Origin of the sequence: Chryseobacterium turcicum (assembly GCF_021010565.1) — a bacterium.
GTDB lineage: Bacteria > Bacteroidota > Bacteroidia > Flavobacteriales > Weeksellaceae > Chryseobacterium > Chryseobacterium turcicum.
The window spans coordinates 76,652-98,431 of record NZ_JAJNAY010000001.1 but is presented as its reverse complement, the minus strand read 5'-3'; the positions used below and the strand labels follow the sequence as shown (position 1 = coordinate 98,431).

Genomic DNA, 21,780 nt, shown 5'->3' with positions numbered 1-21,780 from the left:
TGTTAAGGATTAATCTTATAACTTGATATTTTCCATTCTCCGTTTACATTTTTAAGCCCAAAAGTAGCCTTCAGAGAAGTTGTTTTTCCGCTTTTATCGGTCACATCGTATGTTGCGTTTACACTTGAAGCATTAGTACCGGTTCCGTTTGTAGTAACGTTTTTAATGCTTACATTTTTAATAGCTCCAAAACCTGAAGTAGGGTTTGAGAACGATTCATAAGATCCCCAACTTGGGTTGCTTGATGATTCGAAAGCTGCTTTTAAATTTTGTGAACTTACGTTATTCAAAAATTTACTTACTGTATTTTTAGGATCTGCAGTCGGCTGTTTTGGTGTCGCCGGAGTTGCAGTCGCTGGATCTGTAGTCGTTGTTGGCGGTATCGTAGGATTGCTAGGATCTATGACAGCATTTGGATCTTGCTCAATCATCGTAGAATCCGTTTTAGGTACTTCAGGAACCTTTAATGCTGAAGGATTTACATCTAACCCAATTTTTGACATTTTAAAAGTCTTCGCTGTTGTTTTTACAGAAACAGTAATATCAATTTTGTTGTCAACAATTTTTGAAGCTAGCAATGATGAGAATTTAAGATGAAAACCTTTAAAGTTATTATCCTGCATTAGGTTTTTGGCTGTTGAAAGCTTTACACCATTGCTGAATACCTCTAAGGTCGTTTCTAAACCAGCACCTGTAAAGGAAATCGGGTTTCCTGCATTGTCTACTAATCTTGGGATTATTTGCATTGCTGTAGGACCATTTCCTGTATCACCTGAAAGTTGAGTAAGAATGCTTAGTGAGCTTGCTTTTACGTCATTCGGATCACTTTCTTTAGCCGTTTCGTCGCCGAAGATATTCATCTCTCCCAATGATGGTGGAGCTGTACTTGCCCATTCGATGCCATTTTGCTGCGCAACCTGATCTGCCAAAGATAATATCTCGGGTACTTTTTTGCCGTTGATTAACTGGCCCAATGCTTTCAACTCGTTCACATCACCTTCTGCTTCTACACCGAAAGTTTTAAGAATATATAGCGCTTCATTGAATTTTATCTGCTTAATAGTGGTAAGACTAGACGCCATATCGTTGATACTCGACTGTAAAGTCTGTGTCGTAGTCGCATCTACATGATCTTTTTTACATGCTGTAAACATCAACAGACTGAAGATGAGCAGCAAAGAAAACTTTTTCATTTTAATTATGGTTTACGACAAATTTAGTAAAACCTTTATTAATACAGATTTTTTATTTTTTGTTTTCTTTTTCTTTTAAATCATCTTTAAAAAACGAGCTGAAAATAGCCTGCATATTTGGGAACGAAGGATCTTGCCAGTATTTTGAATGGTAGCTGCTGTTGTCTTTATTAAATTTCACTTTTCCTTCTACACTATTATCATCACTGAAATCTAATTCTGTAGGATAAAAGTTTCGGTATGAAATAATCTGATTGTAATTGGGCTCAGTTTTGTGTTTCAATTTGATGAAAGCGATTTCATTAGATTCAAGAAAATCTCTTAAAGTCTTTTTTGAATCTTTTTCGTAAGAGTGGTTGATGATCCCCTTGATGTCATATATTCTGTAACCGAATAATGCCAATTCTTTTTCCTGTAACGCTTCTCCTGTAATTTCTATTTCGTCTTTTTTATTGCCTTTAAGTTCTTTTATTTTTGCGTTTTTAGATTTGTATTCTTCAATATTTCCTACATCCTTCAATTTAGGTAAATCTAAAAAGCTATTGTAATCCCAAGATCCGGTTTGTTTTTTTTCATTTTTAGCATCTTCCAATCTGTACACTCGGTATTGTTCTACATTTGCGCTTTTCAGCTTTTTAGTTTTATTATCAAAAACATAGGTGATAACGCCGTCTGCGTAGCAATTTAGTTTACTGTTTAAAGTAACATAGGTGTTGAAGTTACCCCTGATACGAACATATTTTGCAGGTTTATTATTTTTAATAACCACTGCTTCAATATCTTTTACTCTGTCATTTAGTTTTACAACATCTTTATTGATTTCATTAAATGAAAGTGTTGCAATAGAAATGTTATCATATATCAACTGAAATTTTTCTTGTTCCGGCGAAAGAGTTGATTTTTCAATTTTTCCGTCGATGTCTGAGGTTGCAAGAATATTTCCGTTTTTCCCAAATACCGAAACCTTAGGAAGGGGAGCATTTGTTTTTTCGGAAACGAAAGTAATACTTTGGGCATTCAATACATTGAACAGAATGATAAACAGAAAGTTTAAGAAATAAGTTTTTTTCATAGTTTTTTATTTAGTTTAAAAGGTAAGCAATAAAGTCTATTCTTACGACGTACTATTTTTGAAATGGTTGCCTGATTTCATATTAGTGCAAAAAAAAAGACTGATTATTATAATCAGTCTTTTCAAAATTTATTTTGTTACAAGTCCTTAGAAAGGATACTCATAAATTTCAGATTCGTGTAAGTAAGGGTTACCTGTAGGGATCAATTTTAATTTAGCTAATGCTGAAAGCACTGTAAACATAAATAATCCTGATACAAATAAAACAGCACCTAATATTAGTAATAGAACTTCTGGAGTATTCCAGTAAGGTCCTACTGTTCCTGGCATTACCATGTTGAAATAATCTAAAAGGTGACCCAAGATTACCACAATTGCCATAATCGTTACTACTTTGTAATTTCTCTTGATGCTGCTGCTTACCAATACCAATAGTGGTAATAAGAAGTTAACAACAAGCATTGGCAAGAAAGTAGGAGAGTAGTGCTCAAATCTTCCGAAGAAATAATTTACTTCTTCCGGGATGTTGGCATACCAATACAACATGAACTGTGCGAACCAAGTGTACGTCCAAAGCATACTTGTAGCAAAAAGGAAAACTCCTAAATCGTGCAAGTGATTGTCGTTAAACTGAGGTAAGAAACCATTTTTCTTAAGATATACACTTAATAGAATGATTACCGCAATACCACTTGAAAGACAGCTAACCATAGAATACCAGATATACATTGTAGAATACCAGTGAGGGTCAATAGACATCAACCAGTCCCAAGCCCAAGCTGCAGAAGCAAACCCGAAGAATGCGATATATCCTACTGCCCATCTGTAAAGGAACTGATACTCAACCAAAGATTTTGTATCGTCTACTTTTTTAGACTGAGCTTTTAATTTCCAAGCAAAGAACGAAGCTCCAATTACATAGATAAAAGTTCTGATTGCATAGAAAGGAATATTTAAGAATATTCTTTTTTCAAATAAGATAACATCAAAATGTGCAGATTCTGGATCTGTCAATTCAGGATCCATCCAATGGAAAAGGTGACCGTTGTGCGTGATGTTAAGAATCATAATGATAATTAAAATAGCACCACCCCAAGGAATATAAGAAGCAATAGCTTCCATTACTCTTGTGATAATAATTGGCCATCCTGCGTGAGCTGCGTGCTGAATACAGTAGAAAAATAATACTGCGCAACTTACTCCGAAGAAAAATACTGCTACAAAGTGAAGTGAAGCTAATGGTTGGTTGTGAACCTGAAGCGTTGCATGCTCTAAGTGAGCAGCGTGATCTTGAGGTCCTATCATTTCGCTTGAATGCGTAGGAGCATCATGACCTGCAGAATGAACTGCTTCCATCATGTGTTCTATGTTTTCTGTAGTAAGTCCTTTATTTAAAAAGAAACCTGCAGCAAATAGAACTAAACCTACAACAAGAAGGATAATAGAAGTTGATTTTAATTTTGGTGAAAAACTATACATTTCTTTTCTTATTTTTTAGTTTCGGTAGTCTCAGTTGTTGCTGGAGTTGCCGCTGCCGTTGCCGGAGCTGCGCTTTTTTTGAAAGCACTCATTACATACATTGCCACTCTCCATCTGTCTCCAGGATTTAATTGTCCTGCATAAGATCCCATAGCATTTCTACCGTTTGTTAATACATAATGTACAGATCCTACAGTGATTTCTCTATCTGCATAATTTGGTACACCAGAATAAGCTCCACTTTGTACGATTGATCCTTGTCCGTCACCACCAGTTCCGTGACAAGCTGAACAAGTATGATCAAAAAGCATTTTACCTCTTTCTATATCTTTCGCTGCATTAGCGGGATTAAGAGGAGAAACGCCTATTGCTTTTGAAGCATCATAGCCTGCGTTGTATTCGTCCGGAGTTTTAGGAAGTTTACCTTCTTCAAAAACGCCATCTTTATTTTGAGCTACTGACCCTTCTACAGGAGCAAGGCCGGTTGCACCGTTATTTCTTACAAATGCAGGAATTTCATTTTCATGATCTGAATAAGCATCTTGAGCTTTCATCAACGGATCGTATGCCACAGGGAAATACATATCCGGGAAATATACTAGAGGTGCATTTTCATTCGGTCCGCAAGAATTAAGTAAAACTGTAGTTAAACCTAAAATTGCTGTAATTTTTAATACATTCTTTTTCATTTTAAGCATCTTTAACAGTTATTTCTTCTACTCCCGTTTCGATAAGCAACTGCTTTACAGATTCTACATCTTCAGTAACAAATTCCATTAAGAATTTATCATCTGTCGTTCTTGGATCTGGGTTTTGTGCAGGAGCTCCTGGATACATTTTATTTCTTACAAAGAAAGTAAGAGACATCATGTGAGCTGCACAGAATACCATCAATTCAAACATCGGGTCAATAAACGCCGGGAAGTTGTCTACCCAGTTAAAAGATGGTTTCCCACCAATATTTTGTGCCCAGTCGTGGTTCATGATATACCAAGTAACCGTCAAACCAATAGAAACTCCGTAAAGTGCATAGATGAAAGCAGCATCAGAAATTCTAGTTTTCTTTAAACCTAAAGCTTTGTCTAGGCCGTGAACAGGAAATGGGGTATAAACTTCGTTTATTGCAATTCCTTTATCGTTGAATGCTTTAACGCCGTTCATTAGATCGTCGTCATCAGCATAAAGTCCGTATACAATTTTAGTGGTGCTCATCTCCTTCTTTTACTTTATAAGTTTCACCTGAGATTTTCAAGATCGATTTTAATTCTGCCTGTGCAATTACAGGGAATGTTCTTGCGTATAATAAGAATAATACAGAGAAGAATCCGATTGTACCTAAATATACACCTACGTCAATAATAGTTGGTTTAAACATCGTCCAAGAACCAGGCAAGTAATCTCTTGAAAGGTTAATTACGATAATGTCGAAACGCTCAAACCACATACCGATGTTGATAATTAATGCAATGATAAATGTTGCAATAATGTTTGTTCTAACTTTCTTAAACCAGAACAACGCCGGAATAACAAGGTTACAGATAATCAACGCCCAGAACGCCCACCAATATGGTCCTATTGCAGCACCTGGTGAAAGGTAAGTAAAGTCTTCATATCTTGAACCAGAATACCATCCGATGAAGTATTCAGTTGCATAAGCTACTGTTACCATACCACCTGTAAGAACGATTACGATGTTCATAATTTCGATATGATACATAGTGATGTAATCTTCAAGGTGACAAACTTTTCTAGCGATTAACAATAGTGTTTGTACCATTGCAAATCCTGAGAAGATTGCTCCAGCAACGAAGTAAGGAGGATAGATCGTAGAGTGCCATCCTTTAATAACTGAAGTTGCGAAGTCAAAAGATACCGTAGTGTGTACAGAGAATACCAATGGAGTTGCTAAACCTGCTAATACCAAAGATACTTCTTCAAATCTCTGCCAGTGTTTTGCTTTTCCACCCCATCCGAAAGATAGTAGGGTATAGATTTTCTTAGTCCAAGGAGTTTTAGCTCTGTCTCTGATCATAGCAAAGTCAGGAATCAAACCGATAAACCAGAATACTGTTGATACAGAGAAATACGTACAGATTGCAAATACGTCCCAAAGTAGAGGCGAGTTGAAGTTAGTCCAAAGTGAACCAAACTGGTTAGGAAGAGGAAATACCCAGTATCCTACCCAAACTCTACCCATGTGAATCAACGGGAAGATTGCCGCCTGTACAACTGCGAAGATTGTCATTGCTTCCGCAGAACGGTTTACAGACATTCTCCATCGTTGTCTAAATAATAATAATACTGCTGAGATTAGGGTTCCGGCGTGACCGATACCTACCCACCATACGAAGTTGGTAATATCCCAACCCCAGTTAATAGTTCTGTTAAGCCCCCATGCTCCAATACCTGTCCCGATAGTATAAGCGATACAGCCGAATCCGTAGATGAAAAGAACTAAGGCTGCATATAGTGAGATCCACCATAATTTACCTGCTCTTTCTTCGATAGGTCGTGCAATATCTTCTGTGATATCGTGATAAGTTTTGTGACCAATAATCAGAGGTTCCCTTATCGGAGCTTCGTAATGTCCTGACATTTTTTACCTATTTATTATTTAAACTTTATTTTATACTCTATTTCTTACTTTAGCGTGATAGAACACATTTGGCTTGGTTCCGATCTCTTCAAGTAAATGATATCTTCTGTTGCTAGAATATAATTTTCTAACTGAAGATTCTTTATCATTCATATCTCCAAACTGCATTGCTCCAGTAGAACATGCTGCTGCACAAGCACAAGAATTTTTAAATTCGTTGTCTGTTACCTTTCTATTTTCTCTCTTGGCAGTTAAAATCGTTGCCTGAGTTTCTTGAATACACATTGAACATTTCTCCATTACCCCTCTTGTTCTTACAACAACGTCAGGGTTAAGAACCATTCTTCCTAAATCATTATTTTGATTAAAATCAAATTTATCATTCAAGTTATAAGTAAACCAGTTGAAACGTCTTACTTTGTACGGACAGTTGTTTGCACAATATCTTGTACCAATACATCTGTTGTAAGCCATATGGTTTTGTCCTTGCTTACTGTGTGAAGTTGCCGCTACCGGACAAACAGTTTCACATGGAGCGTGGTTACAGTGTTGACACATTACCGGCTGGAAGATCACATCTGGATTTTCTGCTGGGTTTTCTAATGCACCTTCAATACCTAATACACTACTTCCGTAAAGTTCTGGCACTGCCATTCCTTCTTTAAGACCATCATAAACAGTCACTTTTTGTTCAGATGAATAGTAACGGTCAATTCTCAACCAGAACATATCTCTCGACATTCTGATTTCTTCTTTACCAACTACAGGAATGTTGTTTTCTGCCTGACAAGCAATAATACAAGCTCCACAACCCGTACAAGAGTTTAAGTCTACTGATAAGTTGAAGTGAGGACCATCTGTATCATCAAAAGCATCCCAAAGGTCAATTTTACCTGCTGGAAGAGCTCCACTGATGGTATGATATTCCAAAGGCTTGTTCCATCCTTTTTGTTGATCATCGAAAGGTACATTAATAAATTCTGCTAAAGGAACTTCTTTTGCAATTTCATAACGTCCCATTAATGTATTCTGAAGCTGAACTCCTGCAAACTCGTGCTCTTCACCCGTTTTCTCAATTGAAGCGTTTGAAATCACCAAGTTTGAACCGTCAAATAAAGAATAAGCATTTACTCCTGTATCTGCAGTTGTTCCAGAATCTTTTTTACCATATCCTAAAGCAAGACCGACAGATCCGTCAGCTTGACCTGGCTGAATAAATACAGGTACATTTTCTATTTTTACTCCGTTTACTGTAAGATTTACAAGAGTACCATCTAGCTGCATTCTTGCATTAAGACTGTTTTCTATTCCTAATCTTTCAGCATCTTTAGTAGAAATCGTTAAATAGTTATCCCAAGACATTCTTGTAATAGGATCTGGTAATTCTTGCAACCAAGGGTTGTTTGCTTGAGTTCCGTCTCCGATAGAAGTCTTTGTATAAAGTACTAATTCTAAATCTGAAGCTTTAAAGTTTCCTAATTCTGCTACCGCCTGAGCACCATTTCCACCTGCATAAGATAGAGTAGTAGCATTAGCAGAAGGCACGATACCATTGTATAAAGCTTTGTTGAAAGATGTTCCTCCTAAAACAGAAGTCGCATTAGCTTTTAAATAATCATAATAATTATTAGCAGCATTGTTTTTACCATTTTTCCAAACCAATAAAGACTCTTCAATCTGTCTTGACTTGTAAATTTTTTGGATAGTTGGCTGCATCAATGTATAAACTCCTGTCTGAGGTTCCATATCACCCCAAGATTCTAGCCAGTTAGCTACCGGAATTACAGCTTTCGCTGCTTTATACATTTCGTTTTTCTTATCTGTAACAGCAATTACATAAGGAACTTTAGCCAAAGATTTTTTGAAATCTTGACCTTTGTGGTGAGAATAAATTGGATCAACGTTGTTGGTAATCAATACACCAACTTGTCCTGCATTTACCCATCCTAAAAATTCCTGATATCTTGCGTTGTCAAATTCTTTTAAGAAGTTTGCTTTACCTGTGAAAGCAACTGAACCTAATTTTTGGTTAATTAAGTGTGCTAAAACTTGTGCACCTTTAGAACCGTCTGCTAAAACAACCGCTTTGCTTCCTTTAGCTTGCAATTCTTTTACAATTTCTGTAGCAACTTTACTTGTTGGTGCAGATCCTGAAACGATAGCGTTGTAAACTTCTACCAAAGCTTTGTTTACATCACTAGGTTTTACTCTGTATCTAGAGTCTGAGTTTGCACCCGTTAAAGACATATTAGATTCAACCTGAATGTGTCTCAACATGTTTGCCCCCGGAACTCTTGCTGCTGCATAAGAAGTTTCTAAGCTCGCTGCATTATAGTCTCCTAAGAAATCAGCTTGGAAAGCAACCACCAATTCAGATCCTTTAAGATCGTAAACCGGTAATGCTCTTTGTCCGAAAACTTCCTGAGCTGCATCTAAAGCTGCAGAATAAGGGAAAGCATCATAAGTTACTAATTCAGCTGTAGGATATTTCGCTTTAAATTCAGAAAATAATTTTTTGAATGTAGGCGAAGCAAAAGACTGAGATAAAAGAACAATCTTTTTTCCAGAAGCTTTAGCCTCTTCAAGACCTTTGATTGTAAAAGTATCTACCGTATCAAAAGTATCATCTTTACCTTCAAATTTTGGCTGTTTTACTTTGTCGTTATCATAAAGAGAAAGTACACTTGCCTGAGCTCTGGCATTAGTTTTACCTAAATCTCCAGCTGCCGGGTTTGGATCTATTTTGATGGGTCTACCTTCTCTTGTTTTTACTAAAACACTTGCAAAGTCGAAACCATCAAAATATGTTGAAGCGTAGAAGTTGGGAACCCCAGGAATAATTTCATGTGGTTTTACTACATAAGGAATCGTTTTGATTACCGGAGCTTCACAAGCAGCCAAAGTTACGGCTGCAGTAGAGAATCCTAATATTTTCAAGAAATCTCTTCTCGATGTACCGTCAGTTTTTTCGGCACTTTCCAGAAAATCTTCTACCGGAATTTCTTCTTGGAACTCTTTAAGAGCCAGCTTACCGTTTAAGGCAGGGTCTTTAAGTTCGTGAATACTTCTAAATTGTATTTTGTTTGAAGCCATTTTATACTTCTAATTTTTTAGTTATTAATAATGACATTTACCACACTCAAGACCTCCAATTGCATCTACAGTGATTTTACCACCATCTTTCGGGTATTGCTTTTTAAGCTTTTCGTGTAGATTTTTGAAGTATTCTTTATTATAACCGTTGCTCATATCAATTTCGGTTGTTCTGTGACATTCGATACACCATCCCATAGTGAAATCGTTCGCCATTTGTACAACGTTCATTGTATCGATTTTTCCGTGACAAGCTTTACAAACTACGTCGATTTTATTGTCAGGATTTTTCTTGTTAAATGAATTGATAATCGCTTTCTCACCTGCTACTACGTGTTGAGAGTGGTTAAAGTAAACGAAATCTGGCATGTTGTGGATTCTTGTCCATTCTACAGGAGTAGTTTTCCCGGTATACTGTTGTTTTTCAGCATCCCAACCTGTAGCCGCATAAATCTTCTGGATTTCTCCGTCGTAGAATGCTTTATCTTTTCCTGGCTCCATGTATTTACCGTTGTATTCAGAAACAGTTCTGTGACAGTTCATACAAACGTTCATAGAAGGTATTTCAGATACTTTACCATATTTAGCACTTGAGTGACACAGTTGACAGTCGATTTTTTGTTCTCCAGCGTGAATTTTGTGAGAGAAGTAGATAGGTTGTTCAGGCTTATACCCTTTGTAAACACCAATCCACATAATCCAGTTCCAAATACCGTAAGTTGCTAAAAGCGCAAGAATTGCTAAAGCTCCTTTACCGATATAGTGGTACTTTTCATAGATCTCACTGAAAGATTTTACTCTAGTCTCATTAAGAGATGAAAGTTCTTCAGACTGACCTAATTTTACAAGTTGTCTTAGTTTGATTAAAATCCAAGCTAATAATCCAGCAATAGCAATAAGTGAAATAATCACAATGCTTGAAGTAGTATTGTTTGCTGGAGCTGCATTTGCTGTATCTCCAGGTGTTCCTGCAGCAGGTACTGGATCTGGTGCCGGAGCAGGTGGATTAGTTGTATATGCTAAAATATCGTCAATATCCTTATCTGCAAGATTAGGAAATGCCAACATTTCAGTCTTATTAAATTTTTCAAAGACTTCATTCGCATACTTATCGCCAGAAGCTCTAAGTGCTTTATTGTCTTTAATCCACTTGTGAAGCCAATCTGTGTCTAAACCTTGTTCAGTTTTCAGCCTGTCTACAACACCTTTCAAATCAGGTCCAATAACCTGCTTTCCTAATGCGTGACATGCCGTACAGTTTGCCTTAAAAAGCTTCTCGCCATTTTTAGGATCTCCCTCTTGCCCGTAAATTGAAGCACTTGTTGATAGCAATAACCCTATCGCAATCAGCCCTTTTTTATAATGCTTTCTCCAACTAATCATTTAAATTATCTTATGTTAGTAAATATTGAATGTGTATCAATCCCGCAAAAATAATATTTTTAAGAAGAATTTAACGGCTTTAGCAAAAGGTAAAATGTCATATAGGTTTAATTTGTAACTATTCTAAATAACTCTGTTTGCTGTATTTTCAAATTATTATAACTTTGCGGAAACAAGTTTAAATGAAAAAATTCATCAAAATATTTTCGCTACTTTCTTTAATGGGATTTTATACGGTTGAAGCCCAGCAGGTTGTAAAGAAAGATACATTGTCTGGAACTGAGCTTACTATTACCATGGATTCTCGTGTAAGCGATGCTTTAGCTGCAATTGAAGATCGTTGTGCGAAAACCGCGGTGGTAAAAGGGCCTTCTGGTATTGATGATGATGCTCCCGCAAAGCCTACGAAAATATTCGTTCCCAGTCGTGAATTGACAAATGCTGAAATTTGTAGAAAAAATCCTAGAATTTTAGGTTTTAAAATTCAGATTACAACCGTGAAAAGTAATGACGAAGCCAATGAGATTAAAGCTTATTTCAGAAAAAGATTTCCCAACCTAAAAGTTGAAACAGACGCTTCTTTAAGACCAAATTATAAGATTTTGGCAGGAAGTTATTTCTCAAAACAAAGTGCTGCGAGTGATTTAGCTAAAATAAAAGAATACTTCAAATCTGCAACGCCAATTCAGTACAGAGTTTTCTGTGCAGAGGCAAAATAAAGGTTTATTTTAATAAAAAATTAAAGGCTGAGAAACTATATTCTCAGCCTTTTTTTTATCTGTAAAATTGATTCACAAAATCAAAGAATTCCCACATTCTCATGTAATTGTTGAGGAGTAAGTAAACCAGCATTACTCCGATTATTGAGGTGAGAAATGAAATTGTTTTTGGTGATTTTCTGTAAGAATAAAACAGCCAACCCAGCATAATCGGGAAAACGAAAACAAAGTGCCCTCCATAAATGTATGAAGTGTGCAGGCCAAACCTTAAAACACAGTGTATCAGTACGTCTACCAGCAAAGAAAGCATGATGATTTGCACTAATTTATTCTTGAAATTTCTAAAATAACTCCATATAATAAGCCATACAAGCAATCCGATGAACAAATACGGGATGATTGACGTGTAAACATCCATAAAAAGAGCTTTGTAATAAAAACCTTTCATATTGTGTTTTTCGCGGATAAAAAAGCTTGGTAAGAGGATAGATCCCCCAAAAAAGTAAGAGTAAATCATGTCCCAAATAGGAGTAGATTTTACATTAGAAAATTTCTCGTATTGCTCTCCTGATTTTGAGAGAATATTGGTGTATTTGAAATCGATTCTGTAAAGATAAAGCAAGATAAAAGCTACGCAGGTAAGCGAAACTCTGAAAACGGCATTTCCGAATTTTTTCCAGCTTTTAAAAAGGTCTTTTTCAAATGCAATCGGGATAAAAACTTTTACAATATTGGTCACCGTTAATCCTCCAATTGTAACTCCTGCTAAAACTAAGGCTGAACCTGCGATTTTTTTGTCTTTTTTAAATTTTATTGCGGTGTAATAGTTAAATAAAACCAGTAAAAAGAGAGTGTAAGTATAAGTTTCTGGAGTGAATGATAATAAAATATTGGTTGAAAAAGCACTGAAAAAAACGACAATCAATAGGTTGATTCCTGTCGGAAGTTGTATGATATTTTTTAAATATTTATAAATCTGTATTAAGCTTAAACTGATGGTAATATTACTCAGCCATGCTAATGTTAACCTGAAATTACTGCCCGTTTTTCCATCCGAAATATAAATAGCAAGCTCACGAATCCAGTTGAAAAAATAATAAGATAAAGGATGTCTTTCGAAGCTTCCGCCGCTCATTACGATGGCTTTGTTGTCGAAGCTGAAATACCCGTCCCAAGGAATTCTTGCATCAAAAATAATACGGTAATGCTGGGCAAGATAGGTGCCGAATATGCCATAAGCGATGAGGAAGAAAATAAATATGCCCCATTCTGTGTACGAAGAAGGAAATATGATTTTAAAAAAGTTGATAAATTTTGACTTAAATGACACCCGGTATAATTTATTGCAAAAATAAAATAAAAAACCCACCTGAAAAGATGGGTTTAAAAATATTAAAAAGAATATTAATTAATCTTTAATGATTTTCTCTGTTTTGCTTGTTCCGTCAGCAAACTCAACCTTAAGTAGGTATGTTCCTTTTGTGAAAGAGTTGATATTTACTTTTTCAGAACTTGTTTGTAATAGAACTTTTCCTGAAAGGTCAAGCACTGTAGAAGATTTTATTTTTTTATCAGTTTTGATGTTGATTTCTCCTTTTGTTGGGTTAGGATAAATAGATAAAGCACTGATTCCTTTTTTAGCATCAGCAACACCTAAACTTTGAGATGACTTAAACATCCCTCCTACGGTTGCAGATGTATTAAATCCGCCCGAATAACAAGTGTTAGCGTCAGAACATCTAACGCCTAAATGTTGTACTCCAGAATCTAGAGCTGCCCAAGTAGAGCCATTGTCTAAGCTTTTCCAAGATCCTCCTGCGGAGCTTGTTGCTACTAAAATGTCAGTTCCAGGAACATAGGTTATATCGTTGATGCTGTTTGTCGCTGTAATTCCTGTAAATGTTACAGTAGACCAAGTAGCTCCTCCATCTATTGTTCTGTATATTGCTAAAGCCGTTTGTACAGGTGGGGTGGCTGTATTATATGTTTTTTTTAAAACAATGCCTTTATTTGCATCACTCCAAGCCATATCCCCATTTATGGTTGCGCCTCCAAAGTCTGAAAGTCCGTATGTAGAGCCTGTAAATGCAATACTCCAAGTTAAGCCTTTATCTGTTGATTTATAAATTCTTCCTTTACCAGTATAAAAGAAAATATTATTACCTACTGCATAATATCCGGCATTGTAACCGTACTCATTAGCGGTAGGATTAGGGACACTTGCAGCGGGAACTCTTGTCCAGCTAGTACCACCATTAGAGGTTGTGTAAAGCTCATATTCACCGCCTTGTGGATCTCCTCCGGCAATGGCATTATTGGCATCAAAAGCATGGACGAAATTCAAATATGACTCTCCAGATGTTGAGAATGCTTGTTGTGCAGTCCAAGTTACACCACCATTTACGGTTTTGTAGACTGCGCCTAACCCATCAGTATCTGTAGAGAATAATGCTCCTAACCAGGCAGTTGTGCCGCTCACTCCAGAAATATTGGTAATTGTTAAATCAGGATTTCCAACATCTATTGTTCCTGAGGTCCAAGTGGTACCCCCATTAGATGTTTTTGTAAACTCTTGAATATTATCACTAGTTTGTCCATCATAGGCAAAAGCCCAAACTGTATTTGCATCAAACACTTCCATACCTGAAATACCTCTTGATGGGTTTGTAAATGTTGTGTTTTGGGTAGACCAATACTGTGAAAATGCTGATGAACTAACTATTAGTGCAAAAGCAGTAAGTAAAACTTTTTTCATGAAAATTATTTTTTTTTGCTAATTTAGTAAATATAATTACATGTGGGTGTGAAAGTTTTAATAAATTACCTTAAGAACTGCAAGAAAGCATGGAGCATCCGGAAATATCATCATAATTCGCAGGTCTTTTTACTGAAAACTCTGGGAAAATCTCTTCATAAGGATTTTCTAAAGCTTTTGTTAGTTTTTCTAATATTTCAGTTTTACCATGGTTTATTTCTTCAATACATTCAAAAAGAAGATAGTTTCTGAGAAGGAATTTGGGGTTTGATTTTTTCATTAAATCTAAAGATTCTTCTTTTGGAATTGTATTGGTTTTTAATCGAAGGCGATAACTTTCTAGAAAATCTTCAAGCTTTTTTAGTTTAGCATCATCTAGGAAAGTATAAGAGGTTTTCTGAAAATCTATTTTTACATCTGAAATGCTTTCGAGTTTTTCTAAAAGATTAAAAAATAAAGTATAATCGAATTGAAGCTCGTGCATGATGCCTTGCCAGTCAGTGAAAAATTCTTGGTCTTCTTTTTTGAGCTCATCAAAACCAAATTTTCTACACAACATCTTATCATGGGCTTCCCAAAAATAATTGCCGTAAGCATTTAGCGTTTCTTCTAAAAATTTTTCATCTTTTATCAATGGGAAAAGAGCGTTGGCGAGTTGCCAAAGATTCCATTGTGAGATTTGTCCTTGTTTTCCGAAAGCATATCTTCTTCCCGGTAAATCTGTGGTGTTGGGTGTGAAATTGAGATTGTACTCGTCCATCATCGAAAAAGGGCCGTAATCAATCGTTAAACCTAAAATTGACATATTATCAGTATTCATTACGCCATGTACAAAGCCTACTCTAAACCATTCAACCATCAAATCGGCAGTTCTTGTACAAACCTCGCTGAAAAAATCTTTATATTTCTGTTCGCCTTCAGCGGTGATATTTTTAAAATAATTTTCAATCGTAAAATCAGTAAGGTCAATAAGTGTATTGATTTCCTTTTGTGTCGATATCAATTCAAAATGACCAAAGCGGAGAAAGCTTTCTGCAGTTCTTACCATGACTGCCCCTTTTTCTTCTTGAGGATTTCCGCTGTACATCATATCACGGACTACATTTTCGCCAGTTAAGCTTAAGCTTAAAGCTCGGGTTGTAGGAACTCCCAAATGATACATGGCTTCACTCATAAGATATTCACGAACGGAAGACCTTAAAACCGCTCTTCCGTCTGCGTGGCGGGAATAGGGTGTTGCACCGGCTCCTTTCCATTGAATTTCATTTTTTTGCCCTGCTTCATTTGTAATTTCACCAGCAAGTATGGCGCGACCGTCGCCTAGTTGACCTGCCCAGTTTCCGAACTGATGTCCTGCATAAGCGGTAGCGTAGGTTTTTATGTTTTCGGGTAACTGGGTGGCTGCTAAAAATTGAGAATCTTTTTCATCAAATTTTCCCAATCCTATTTCTTCTGAAAGCTTTTCGTTAAAAATAATCGTTTCAGGATTTTCAAAACCAACGGGTTCAACCGTTGAAAAAAGAACTTTTGGAGTATTTCTTTGGATGGTGTTTCCTGAGAAATCTCCTGGGAAAATCTCTGTAAAAGGCTGGGTAATCTTGTCGATATTCATAGTTCAAAGATATTAAAAGAAGAAATAAAAAAGCCCTTTCAATTATTGAAAGGGCTTATGATTATGATAAATAAGTTTATTTGTTAAAATCTACATCTTCACTGGTGTTCAGATGTTCATTCACATTTTCTTCTTTTTTACCAGGGTTATTTTTTTGTCCATTATCTGCGGGACGTGGATTTTTCAGGTCATCAATGGTTTGTAATCCTCCATCGTCACCGTATCCTCCACCAAGCCCCTGAAGGTTGCTGCAGCCGTCTTTCCAATCAAGCGGTTTTACAAATTTATCGTCAGGTGATATTTTTAAACTTTTATCAGCCCATACTTTTTTCATAAATATTGCCCAGATTGGCAATGCCATTTTTGCTCCCTGACCTTCACCTGTTCCTAAGAAGTGAGTTGCTCGATCTTCCCAGCCAACCCAAGCTCCGGTTGCTAATTTTGGAGTAATCCCCATAAACCAACCGTCTGAGTTATTCTGAGTGGTTCCTGTTTTTGCAGCAATTTCAATGTCTTTAGAGACTCCTCGTCTTCCCAATTCTCCTGAAGCAGTACCATATTGTGCTACACCTTTCATCAATTCAATCATGGTATAGGCATAATTAGGATTCATTACTTCTTTAGGTTCTGAGATTACTTCTTTTATCACTCTTCCGTTGACGTCTTCAATTCTCCAGATCATTTCTGGTTTGTTATAGTTTCCGTAATTGGCAAATGTACTGTATGCTCCAAGCATTTCGTAAATCGTAATATCTGATGTTCCTAAAGCCATTGGTAGGCTTGTAGAAATTTCTTCAGTTACTCCTAAATCTCTTGCTGTTTGAATGACGCTTTGAGTTCCTGTCATTTCAGCCAATCTCAATGCAACAGGGTTTTGAGAGTGAGCTAAAGCATCTTTCAGGGTTAACATTCCTCCTCTTCCCGGAACACTGTAACTTCCTTTCGTGAAAGTAGCATTCGAAATGGTAGAACAAGGGGTTAAGCCTAATTTCATAATAGCAGTTGCATAAACAAATGGCTTAAAGGTAGATCCTACCTGTCTTTTTCCTTGTTTGATGTGATCATATTGGAAATGTTGCCAATCGATTCCTCCAACCCAAGCTTTAATCTCGCCAGTTCCCGGAACCATAGACATTAAGCCCGCCTGTGCAATTTGTTTGTGCCATCTGATAGAATCCCATGGGCTCATTTCTACTTCTTCTTCACCAGCCCACGTAAATCTAGACATTTTTACAGGCTTGTGGAATTCCATCATAATAGAATCTTCAGAAACTCCGGCACTGCTCAATTGTTTATAACGACCAGTTCTTTTTACAGCCTGCATCATTATTTTATTTACTTGTTGGTCATTAAGATAGTAGAAAGGTCTGTTTTTTCTACCTCTCTGCTCTGCATCAAATCTTTTCTGAAGATCAGTTAAATGTTCTCTGATAGATTCTTCAGCGTATTTTTGCATTTTAGAATCTAGCGTAACATATATTTTTAAACCGTCTTTGAAAAGGTTTAAAGGTTTTCCTGTTTCTTTTTCGTAATCTTTAAGATAAGCATCGATTTCCTTTTTTAAATAAAACTTATAGTACGCAGAATAATCATCGGTAATATTTTTTATCGGACGGTAGTCTGTCGTTATAGGAGTTTCAACTGCTTTATCGTGAGTTGCTTTATCTACATACCCTGTTTCAAGCATTTGGTCTAATACAACATCTCTTCTTCTTTTTGCTCGCTCAGGATTTCTTAAAGGATTATTTGCAATCGGCGCTTCAAGCATTGATACAAATACAGCAGCTTCCGGAAGTGTTAATTGCGATGTAGATTTATTAAAATAAATTTTAGACGCCATCTCAATTCCGTTTGCGTTGTAAGTGAAATCAAACTTGTTAAAATACAAAGTGATGATTTCCTCTTTGGTGTATCTCTTTTCTAAGCTTACCGCAACCACCCATTCTTTAAGCTTTTGAACAGCTCTTTTTACAGGGTTTTTTGAAGGCTCTTTTGTGAATAAAAGTTTCGCCAACTGTTGCGTAATTGTAGAACCTCCACCTCGGTCTCCACCATATCTCACGGCTCTCAAAATTGATTTTAAGTCAATACCCGAATGTTCCTTAAAACGCTCATCTTCTTTTGCTTGAAGTGCATATATTAAATAAGGAGGCAAGTCTTTGTATTGAATAGGCTGAGTTTTTTCTTTCTCAAATTTTCCTAAAAGAACTCCGTCTGAAGAGTAAATTTGTGATGCTACATAGATGTCAGGATTTTCAAGTTCTTTTACATCAGGCATTTCACCAAGAAAACCTTGGGAAACGGCAAAGAAAAGTCCTGAAATACCTAAAACCACTGCAAGGAACCCAATCCAAATAAATTTAACCCATCTTTTCCAAGCTGAGTTTTTAGCATTTTTTTTAGGAGGAAGGGGGAATGTTTTTCCCCTGCTTCCTTTATTTTGTTTGTTTTCTTCCATGTATAATTACGGTTTAGCCGTTTCTACTTTTATACCTAAGTCTTCAATTCCTGGAAGGTTGTCATTTCTCATCGCCTGAGCAACGGAAACTTCATAATTACCTTTATCCGGGAATTTGTAATTGAGTTTATACTGAAATAAAGTTTCCTTCGTTTCTCCAAATCCTGTTCCAAGCCATTCACCGTTTGGTTTTGCCAAAATATAATTCAGCGTATCAACTTGCTTGGCTTTGGTTTTCGGATTGGTAAGATTAACAATGAATCTTATATTGCTGTAAGGGTACTCGTTATTGTTTCTTACAACAAATATAAGATTTTTAGGATTTTGCGGATCCGAAATTTCAAGATTAAATTTTTGTTCGGTCTTCTTATTCCATTTATTATCAATATTATTCATGATAACATCTTCTCCGGTAGCATTGCAGCTTACCAAAAAAATAAGGAGAAAAAGCCCTGAAATTTTATGCATTATTATCTTTTTTTGGAGGAAACTTCTTTTTAAACTTCTTTTTGGGTGGTTGATTCTGAGGTTTCGCCTCAGCATTATTATTTACAGCATTTACATTTTCCGCCTTTTCTATTGGTGGTCTCTGTTGCTGTGGTTTTTGAGGCCTTTGATTGTTATTTTGATTAGGTCTCACCTGTTTTTCAGGGCGTGGTTGACGTTCCTGTCTTTCTGGTCTCTCTTCTTTATCGTTTCTCTCAGGTCTTTCGTTATTGTTTTCAGGTCTAGGTTTTCTAGGTCCCTGATTGTTATTGTTTGGCCTGTTTTGATTGGGACCTTGATTCCTGTTTTTGTTGGAACCTCTGTTCTTTTTCTCAAAACGATCCACACTATTTTCCTGAATTAAATCTACTGTTTTAACAGAAATTTCAGGCTGTTTTAAATCTTCGAGAGGTAACGTTCTTTCGCCTCTTTTATTTTGCGAAATCATTTTTTTCACCAAATCAACGTCGAAATCATACCATGCCATTGAGCTGTCTACATAGGCAAACCACATTTTCTTTTTGAAAACATCAATTTTTATACAAAACGCTCGTCCTTTTTCGGTATCAATCATTGTTGAAGAAGAAGGGAAGTGGCTTAATGCATCAAGATAACTGTCTAGTTCATAGTTTAGACAACATTTAAGCTTACCACACTGTCCTGCCAGCTTTTGAGGGTTGATGCTCAATTGCTGATATCTTGCAACATTGGTGTTTACTGATCTGAAATCTGTTAACCAAGTTGAGCAACACAATTCTCTTCCGCAAGATCCTATTCCGCCTACTTTTGCAGCCTCTTGTCTGAAGCCGATTTGTTTCATATCGATTTTTGTGCGGAAAGCTCCTGCAAATTCTTTAATCAACATTCTAAAATCCACCCTGTTATCAGCAGTGTAATAGAAGGTTACTTTAGAAGAATCACCTTGATATTCCACATCAGTAATCTTCATTTCAAGACCAATTCTGTGAGATATTTTTCGGGCTTCAATTTTTACATTTTCCTCTTTTTTTCGAGCTTCCTGCCAAACTTCAATGTCTTTTTGGTTGGCTTGTCTATATATTTTAAGTGGGTTTTCTTCAGAAGCTCTTTTTTTCTTCATCTGAATTTTCACTAATTCTCCCGTAAGGCTTACTACGCCCACATCGTGTCCCGGACTAGATTCTACTGTTACAACGCTACCTATATGTAAAGGAATATTATTTACATTTTTATAAAATGATTTTCTATCGTTTTTAAATCTAACTTCTACAAAATCACACCTGTTTGATGCAGGGTTTTGTACGTTAGAAAGCCAATCGAAAACACTTAATTTATAACTATTACCGCAGGTATTTACACTTTCACAGCCATTCGCAGATTTTGTTCCGCAAGAATGTGCAGAATCGCCAGATGTTTTACATCCACAACTCATATTATAATTTGTTTAATCTTGCAAATTTATTGATTTTTATCTTTATACAATTCCAAATGTACTAAATATTAATTTTTGAAAATGTTTAATATTAAACATGATTGATGTTGTGTGATAATTTTAAATTTAAATATGTGTTATTGAGTATGTTATTCTGTTTTATGTCTGAACTATTATTTTAAACATAGTTTTCTTTTACTTGTTAGTTTAAAATATTGGGATTTATTAACAGGTGTATTCAAAATAATTTTATATTTGGGTTATATAATAATAGTCTATGAAAAAAATATTAATATCAACTGCTTTATTGGCTGGTGTTTTATCTTATGCGGGAGGCTTTAGAGTTTCTTTGCAAGGGGTAAAGCAATTGGCAATGGCGCACACCAGTGCCCATGCTGAAGATGCGAGTGTTGCATTCTTTAACCCAGCAGGTATGTCATTCATTCCTTCTAAACTAAGTATTGTTGCGGGAGGTTTTGGAGCAAGTAATAAAGTTACTTTTCAGAATTTAAATACTTTAAAGAGTACAGAGACCGATAATCCGTTGGGTACACCAATTTATGCGGCGATAGCTTATAAGCCGATTGATAAATTATCGATTGGGTTTAGTTTTTCTACTCCTTTTGGAAGTACCATTCAATATCCTTACGATTGGGAAGGAAGAGAGATGGTACAGAAGCTTGAGTTGAAAAGTTTTTATTTCCAACCTATGGTTTCTGTGAAAATGGCTGACTGGGTATCATTCGGAGCTAGCTATATCTACGCAAGAGGATCTGTAAACTGGGATAAAGCGGTTACTCAATTTGGAGGAACAGTTAATATTAAAGACGAGAAAGCAAGTGGTCACGGTTTTGGTTTTGGTTTCTATTTTAGGCCTGATCCCAAACTTGATGTGAGCATTGCATACCGTTCGCCGGTTGATATGAAAGCTAAAAAAGGAACGGCTACTTTTGTTGCTCCTGCACAGAATACTGTGAATGCACTTTTAGGGTTAAACGGAGCTGGGCAAGATCGTTTCACAGCAACTTTACCGCTTGTAGAAGAATATACAATTGGTTTAACGTATAAGGTAACTCCAAAGTGGTTAATCTCTGCAGATTTCAACTATCATGGTTGGGAGAGATACAGTCAGTTAACTTTAGATTTTGCTAACGCTCCTATTGGAAACCAGGCAGATCCAACGATATTGGTGGCTCCAAAGAATTTTAAAAATTCAAAAACGGTAAGATTGGGAACTCAATATGCATTTACCAATATGATTTATGGTCGTTTAGGTGCTTATTATGATGAGTCTCCTTATTCTGATGATAACTTCATTCCGGAAACCCCTTCTTTTGACTCTTTTGTTTTAACAGGTGGTGTAGGTTTTAAACTTAAAAAATTCGGAGTTGACGTTGCGGGTGGTTATGCAATGCCACAAAGCAGAGATGTGAAAAATAATTACTTAGGTTTTTATGGTCAGGCAAAGGCTAAAGCATTCTATTTTGGTCTAGGTTTATCTTATAATGCTTTTTAATTTTAAA

Annotated in this window: 16 protein-coding genes; 2 read left to right on the top strand and 14 right to left on the bottom strand. The window is 36.2% G+C overall.

Annotated elements, in window-relative coordinates:
* Positions 1 to 2: 2 nt before the first annotated feature.
* The 8 genes from LO744_RS00445 to LO744_RS00410 all read right to left on the bottom strand — a co-directional run bounded on the left by LO744_RS00445 (position 3) and on the right by LO744_RS00410 (position 10,816).
* On the bottom strand, positions 3 to 1,193 hold the full coding sequence (locus LO744_RS00445) for a hypothetical protein (RefSeq protein WP_230666292.1): 1,191 nt from the start codon (positions 1,191 to 1,193) through the stop codon (positions 3 to 5).
* Between the two features lie 52 nt (positions 1,194 to 1,245).
* Positions 1,246 to 2,265, bottom strand: coding sequence for a hypothetical protein (locus LO744_RS00440; RefSeq protein WP_230666290.1), 1,020 nt, complete (start codon positions 2,263 to 2,265; stop codon positions 1,246 to 1,248).
* Positions 2,266 to 2,412: 147 nt separating this feature from the next.
* The gene (locus tag LO744_RS00435; protein WP_230666288.1) at positions 2,413 to 3,744 is read right to left on the bottom strand and encodes a quinol:cytochrome C oxidoreductase; all 1,332 of its coding nucleotides are present in this window, start codon (positions 3,742 to 3,744) and stop codon (positions 2,413 to 2,415) included.
* Between the two features lie 8 nt (positions 3,745 to 3,752).
* Positions 3,753 to 4,442: a c-type cytochrome gene (locus LO744_RS00430; RefSeq protein WP_230666286.1), complete on the bottom strand. Its 690-nt coding sequence runs from the start codon at positions 4,440 to 4,442 to the stop codon at positions 3,753 to 3,755.
* A complete protein-coding gene (locus LO744_RS00425) occupies positions 4,435 to 4,956 on the bottom strand; it encodes a DUF3341 domain-containing protein (RefSeq protein ID WP_066678849.1) in 522 nt (173 codons plus the stop codon). Before LO744_RS00425 ends, LO744_RS00430 begins: the two co-directional genes overlap by 8 nt.
* A complete protein-coding gene (gene nrfD, locus LO744_RS00420) occupies positions 4,943 to 6,340 on the bottom strand; it encodes an NrfD/PsrC family molybdoenzyme membrane anchor subunit (RefSeq protein ID WP_191179538.1) in 1,398 nt (465 codons plus the stop codon). Before nrfD ends, LO744_RS00425 begins: the two co-directional genes overlap by 14 nt.
* Before the next feature lie 30 nt (positions 6,341 to 6,370).
* Positions 6,371 to 9,433, bottom strand: a complete 3,063-nt coding sequence (locus LO744_RS00415) for a TAT-variant-translocated molybdopterin oxidoreductase (protein WP_230666284.1) — start codon at positions 9,431 to 9,433, stop codon at positions 6,371 to 6,373.
* A 24-nt stretch (positions 9,434 to 9,457) separates the two neighbouring features.
* The gene (locus tag LO744_RS00410) at positions 9,458 to 10,816 is read right to left on the bottom strand and encodes a c-type cytochrome (protein ID WP_230666282.1); all 1,359 of its coding nucleotides are present in this window, start codon (positions 10,814 to 10,816) and stop codon (positions 9,458 to 9,460) included.
* Positions 10,817 to 10,998: 182 nt separating this feature from the next.
* On the opposite strand from LO744_RS00410, the gene LO744_RS00405 reads away from it, so the two are divergent.
* Positions 10,999 to 11,535, top strand: a complete 537-nt coding sequence (locus LO744_RS00405; RefSeq protein WP_230666280.1) for an SPOR domain-containing protein — start codon at positions 10,999 to 11,001, stop codon at positions 11,533 to 11,535.
* Between the two features lie 55 nt (positions 11,536 to 11,590).
* On the opposite strand, the gene LO744_RS20400 is transcribed toward LO744_RS00405, so the two are convergent.
* The 6 genes from LO744_RS20400 to LO744_RS00375 all read right to left on the bottom strand — a co-directional run bounded on the left by LO744_RS20400 (position 11,591) and on the right by LO744_RS00375 (position 20,257).
* Complete coding sequence (locus tag LO744_RS20400; protein WP_230666278.1) at positions 11,591 to 12,865, bottom strand: DUF6080 domain-containing protein; 1,275 nt, start codon at positions 12,863 to 12,865, stop codon at positions 11,591 to 11,593.
* Between the two features lie 78 nt (positions 12,866 to 12,943).
* Positions 12,944 to 14,290: a T9SS type A sorting domain-containing protein gene (locus LO744_RS00395; protein WP_230666276.1), complete on the bottom strand. Its 1,347-nt coding sequence runs from the start codon at positions 14,288 to 14,290 to the stop codon at positions 12,944 to 12,946.
* A 70-nt stretch (positions 14,291 to 14,360) separates the two neighbouring features.
* Positions 14,361 to 15,902 carry a protein adenylyltransferase SelO gene (locus LO744_RS00390; protein WP_230666274.1) on the bottom strand — a complete coding sequence of 514 codons (1,542 nt, stop codon included), beginning with the start codon at positions 15,900 to 15,902 and terminating at the stop codon, positions 14,361 to 14,363.
* A gap of 76 nt (positions 15,903 to 15,978) precedes the next feature.
* Positions 15,979 to 18,360: a penicillin-binding protein 1A gene (locus LO744_RS00385; RefSeq protein WP_230666272.1), complete on the bottom strand. Its 2,382-nt coding sequence runs from the start codon at positions 18,358 to 18,360 to the stop codon at positions 15,979 to 15,981.
* A 6-nt stretch (positions 18,361 to 18,366) separates the two neighbouring features.
* Positions 18,367 to 18,828 carry a gliding motility lipoprotein GldH gene (locus tag LO744_RS00380; RefSeq protein WP_230666271.1) on the bottom strand — a complete coding sequence of 154 codons (462 nt, stop codon included), beginning with the start codon at positions 18,826 to 18,828 and terminating at the stop codon, positions 18,367 to 18,369.
* Positions 18,821 to 20,257 (bottom strand): PSP1 domain-containing protein, encoded by a 1,437-nt coding sequence (locus LO744_RS00375; RefSeq protein WP_230666269.1) that lies wholly within the window; start codon positions 20,255 to 20,257, stop codon positions 18,821 to 18,823. The genes LO744_RS00380 and LO744_RS00375 overlap by 8 nt, the downstream gene beginning before the upstream one ends.
* A gap of 277 nt (positions 20,258 to 20,534) precedes the next feature.
* Between LO744_RS00375 and LO744_RS00370 the strand changes: the two genes are divergently transcribed.
* Positions 20,535 to 21,773 carry an OmpP1/FadL family transporter gene (locus LO744_RS00370; RefSeq protein ID WP_230666267.1) on the top strand — a complete coding sequence of 413 codons (1,239 nt, stop codon included), beginning with the start codon at positions 20,535 to 20,537 and terminating at the stop codon, positions 21,771 to 21,773.
* Positions 21,774 to 21,780 lie beyond the last annotated feature (7 nt).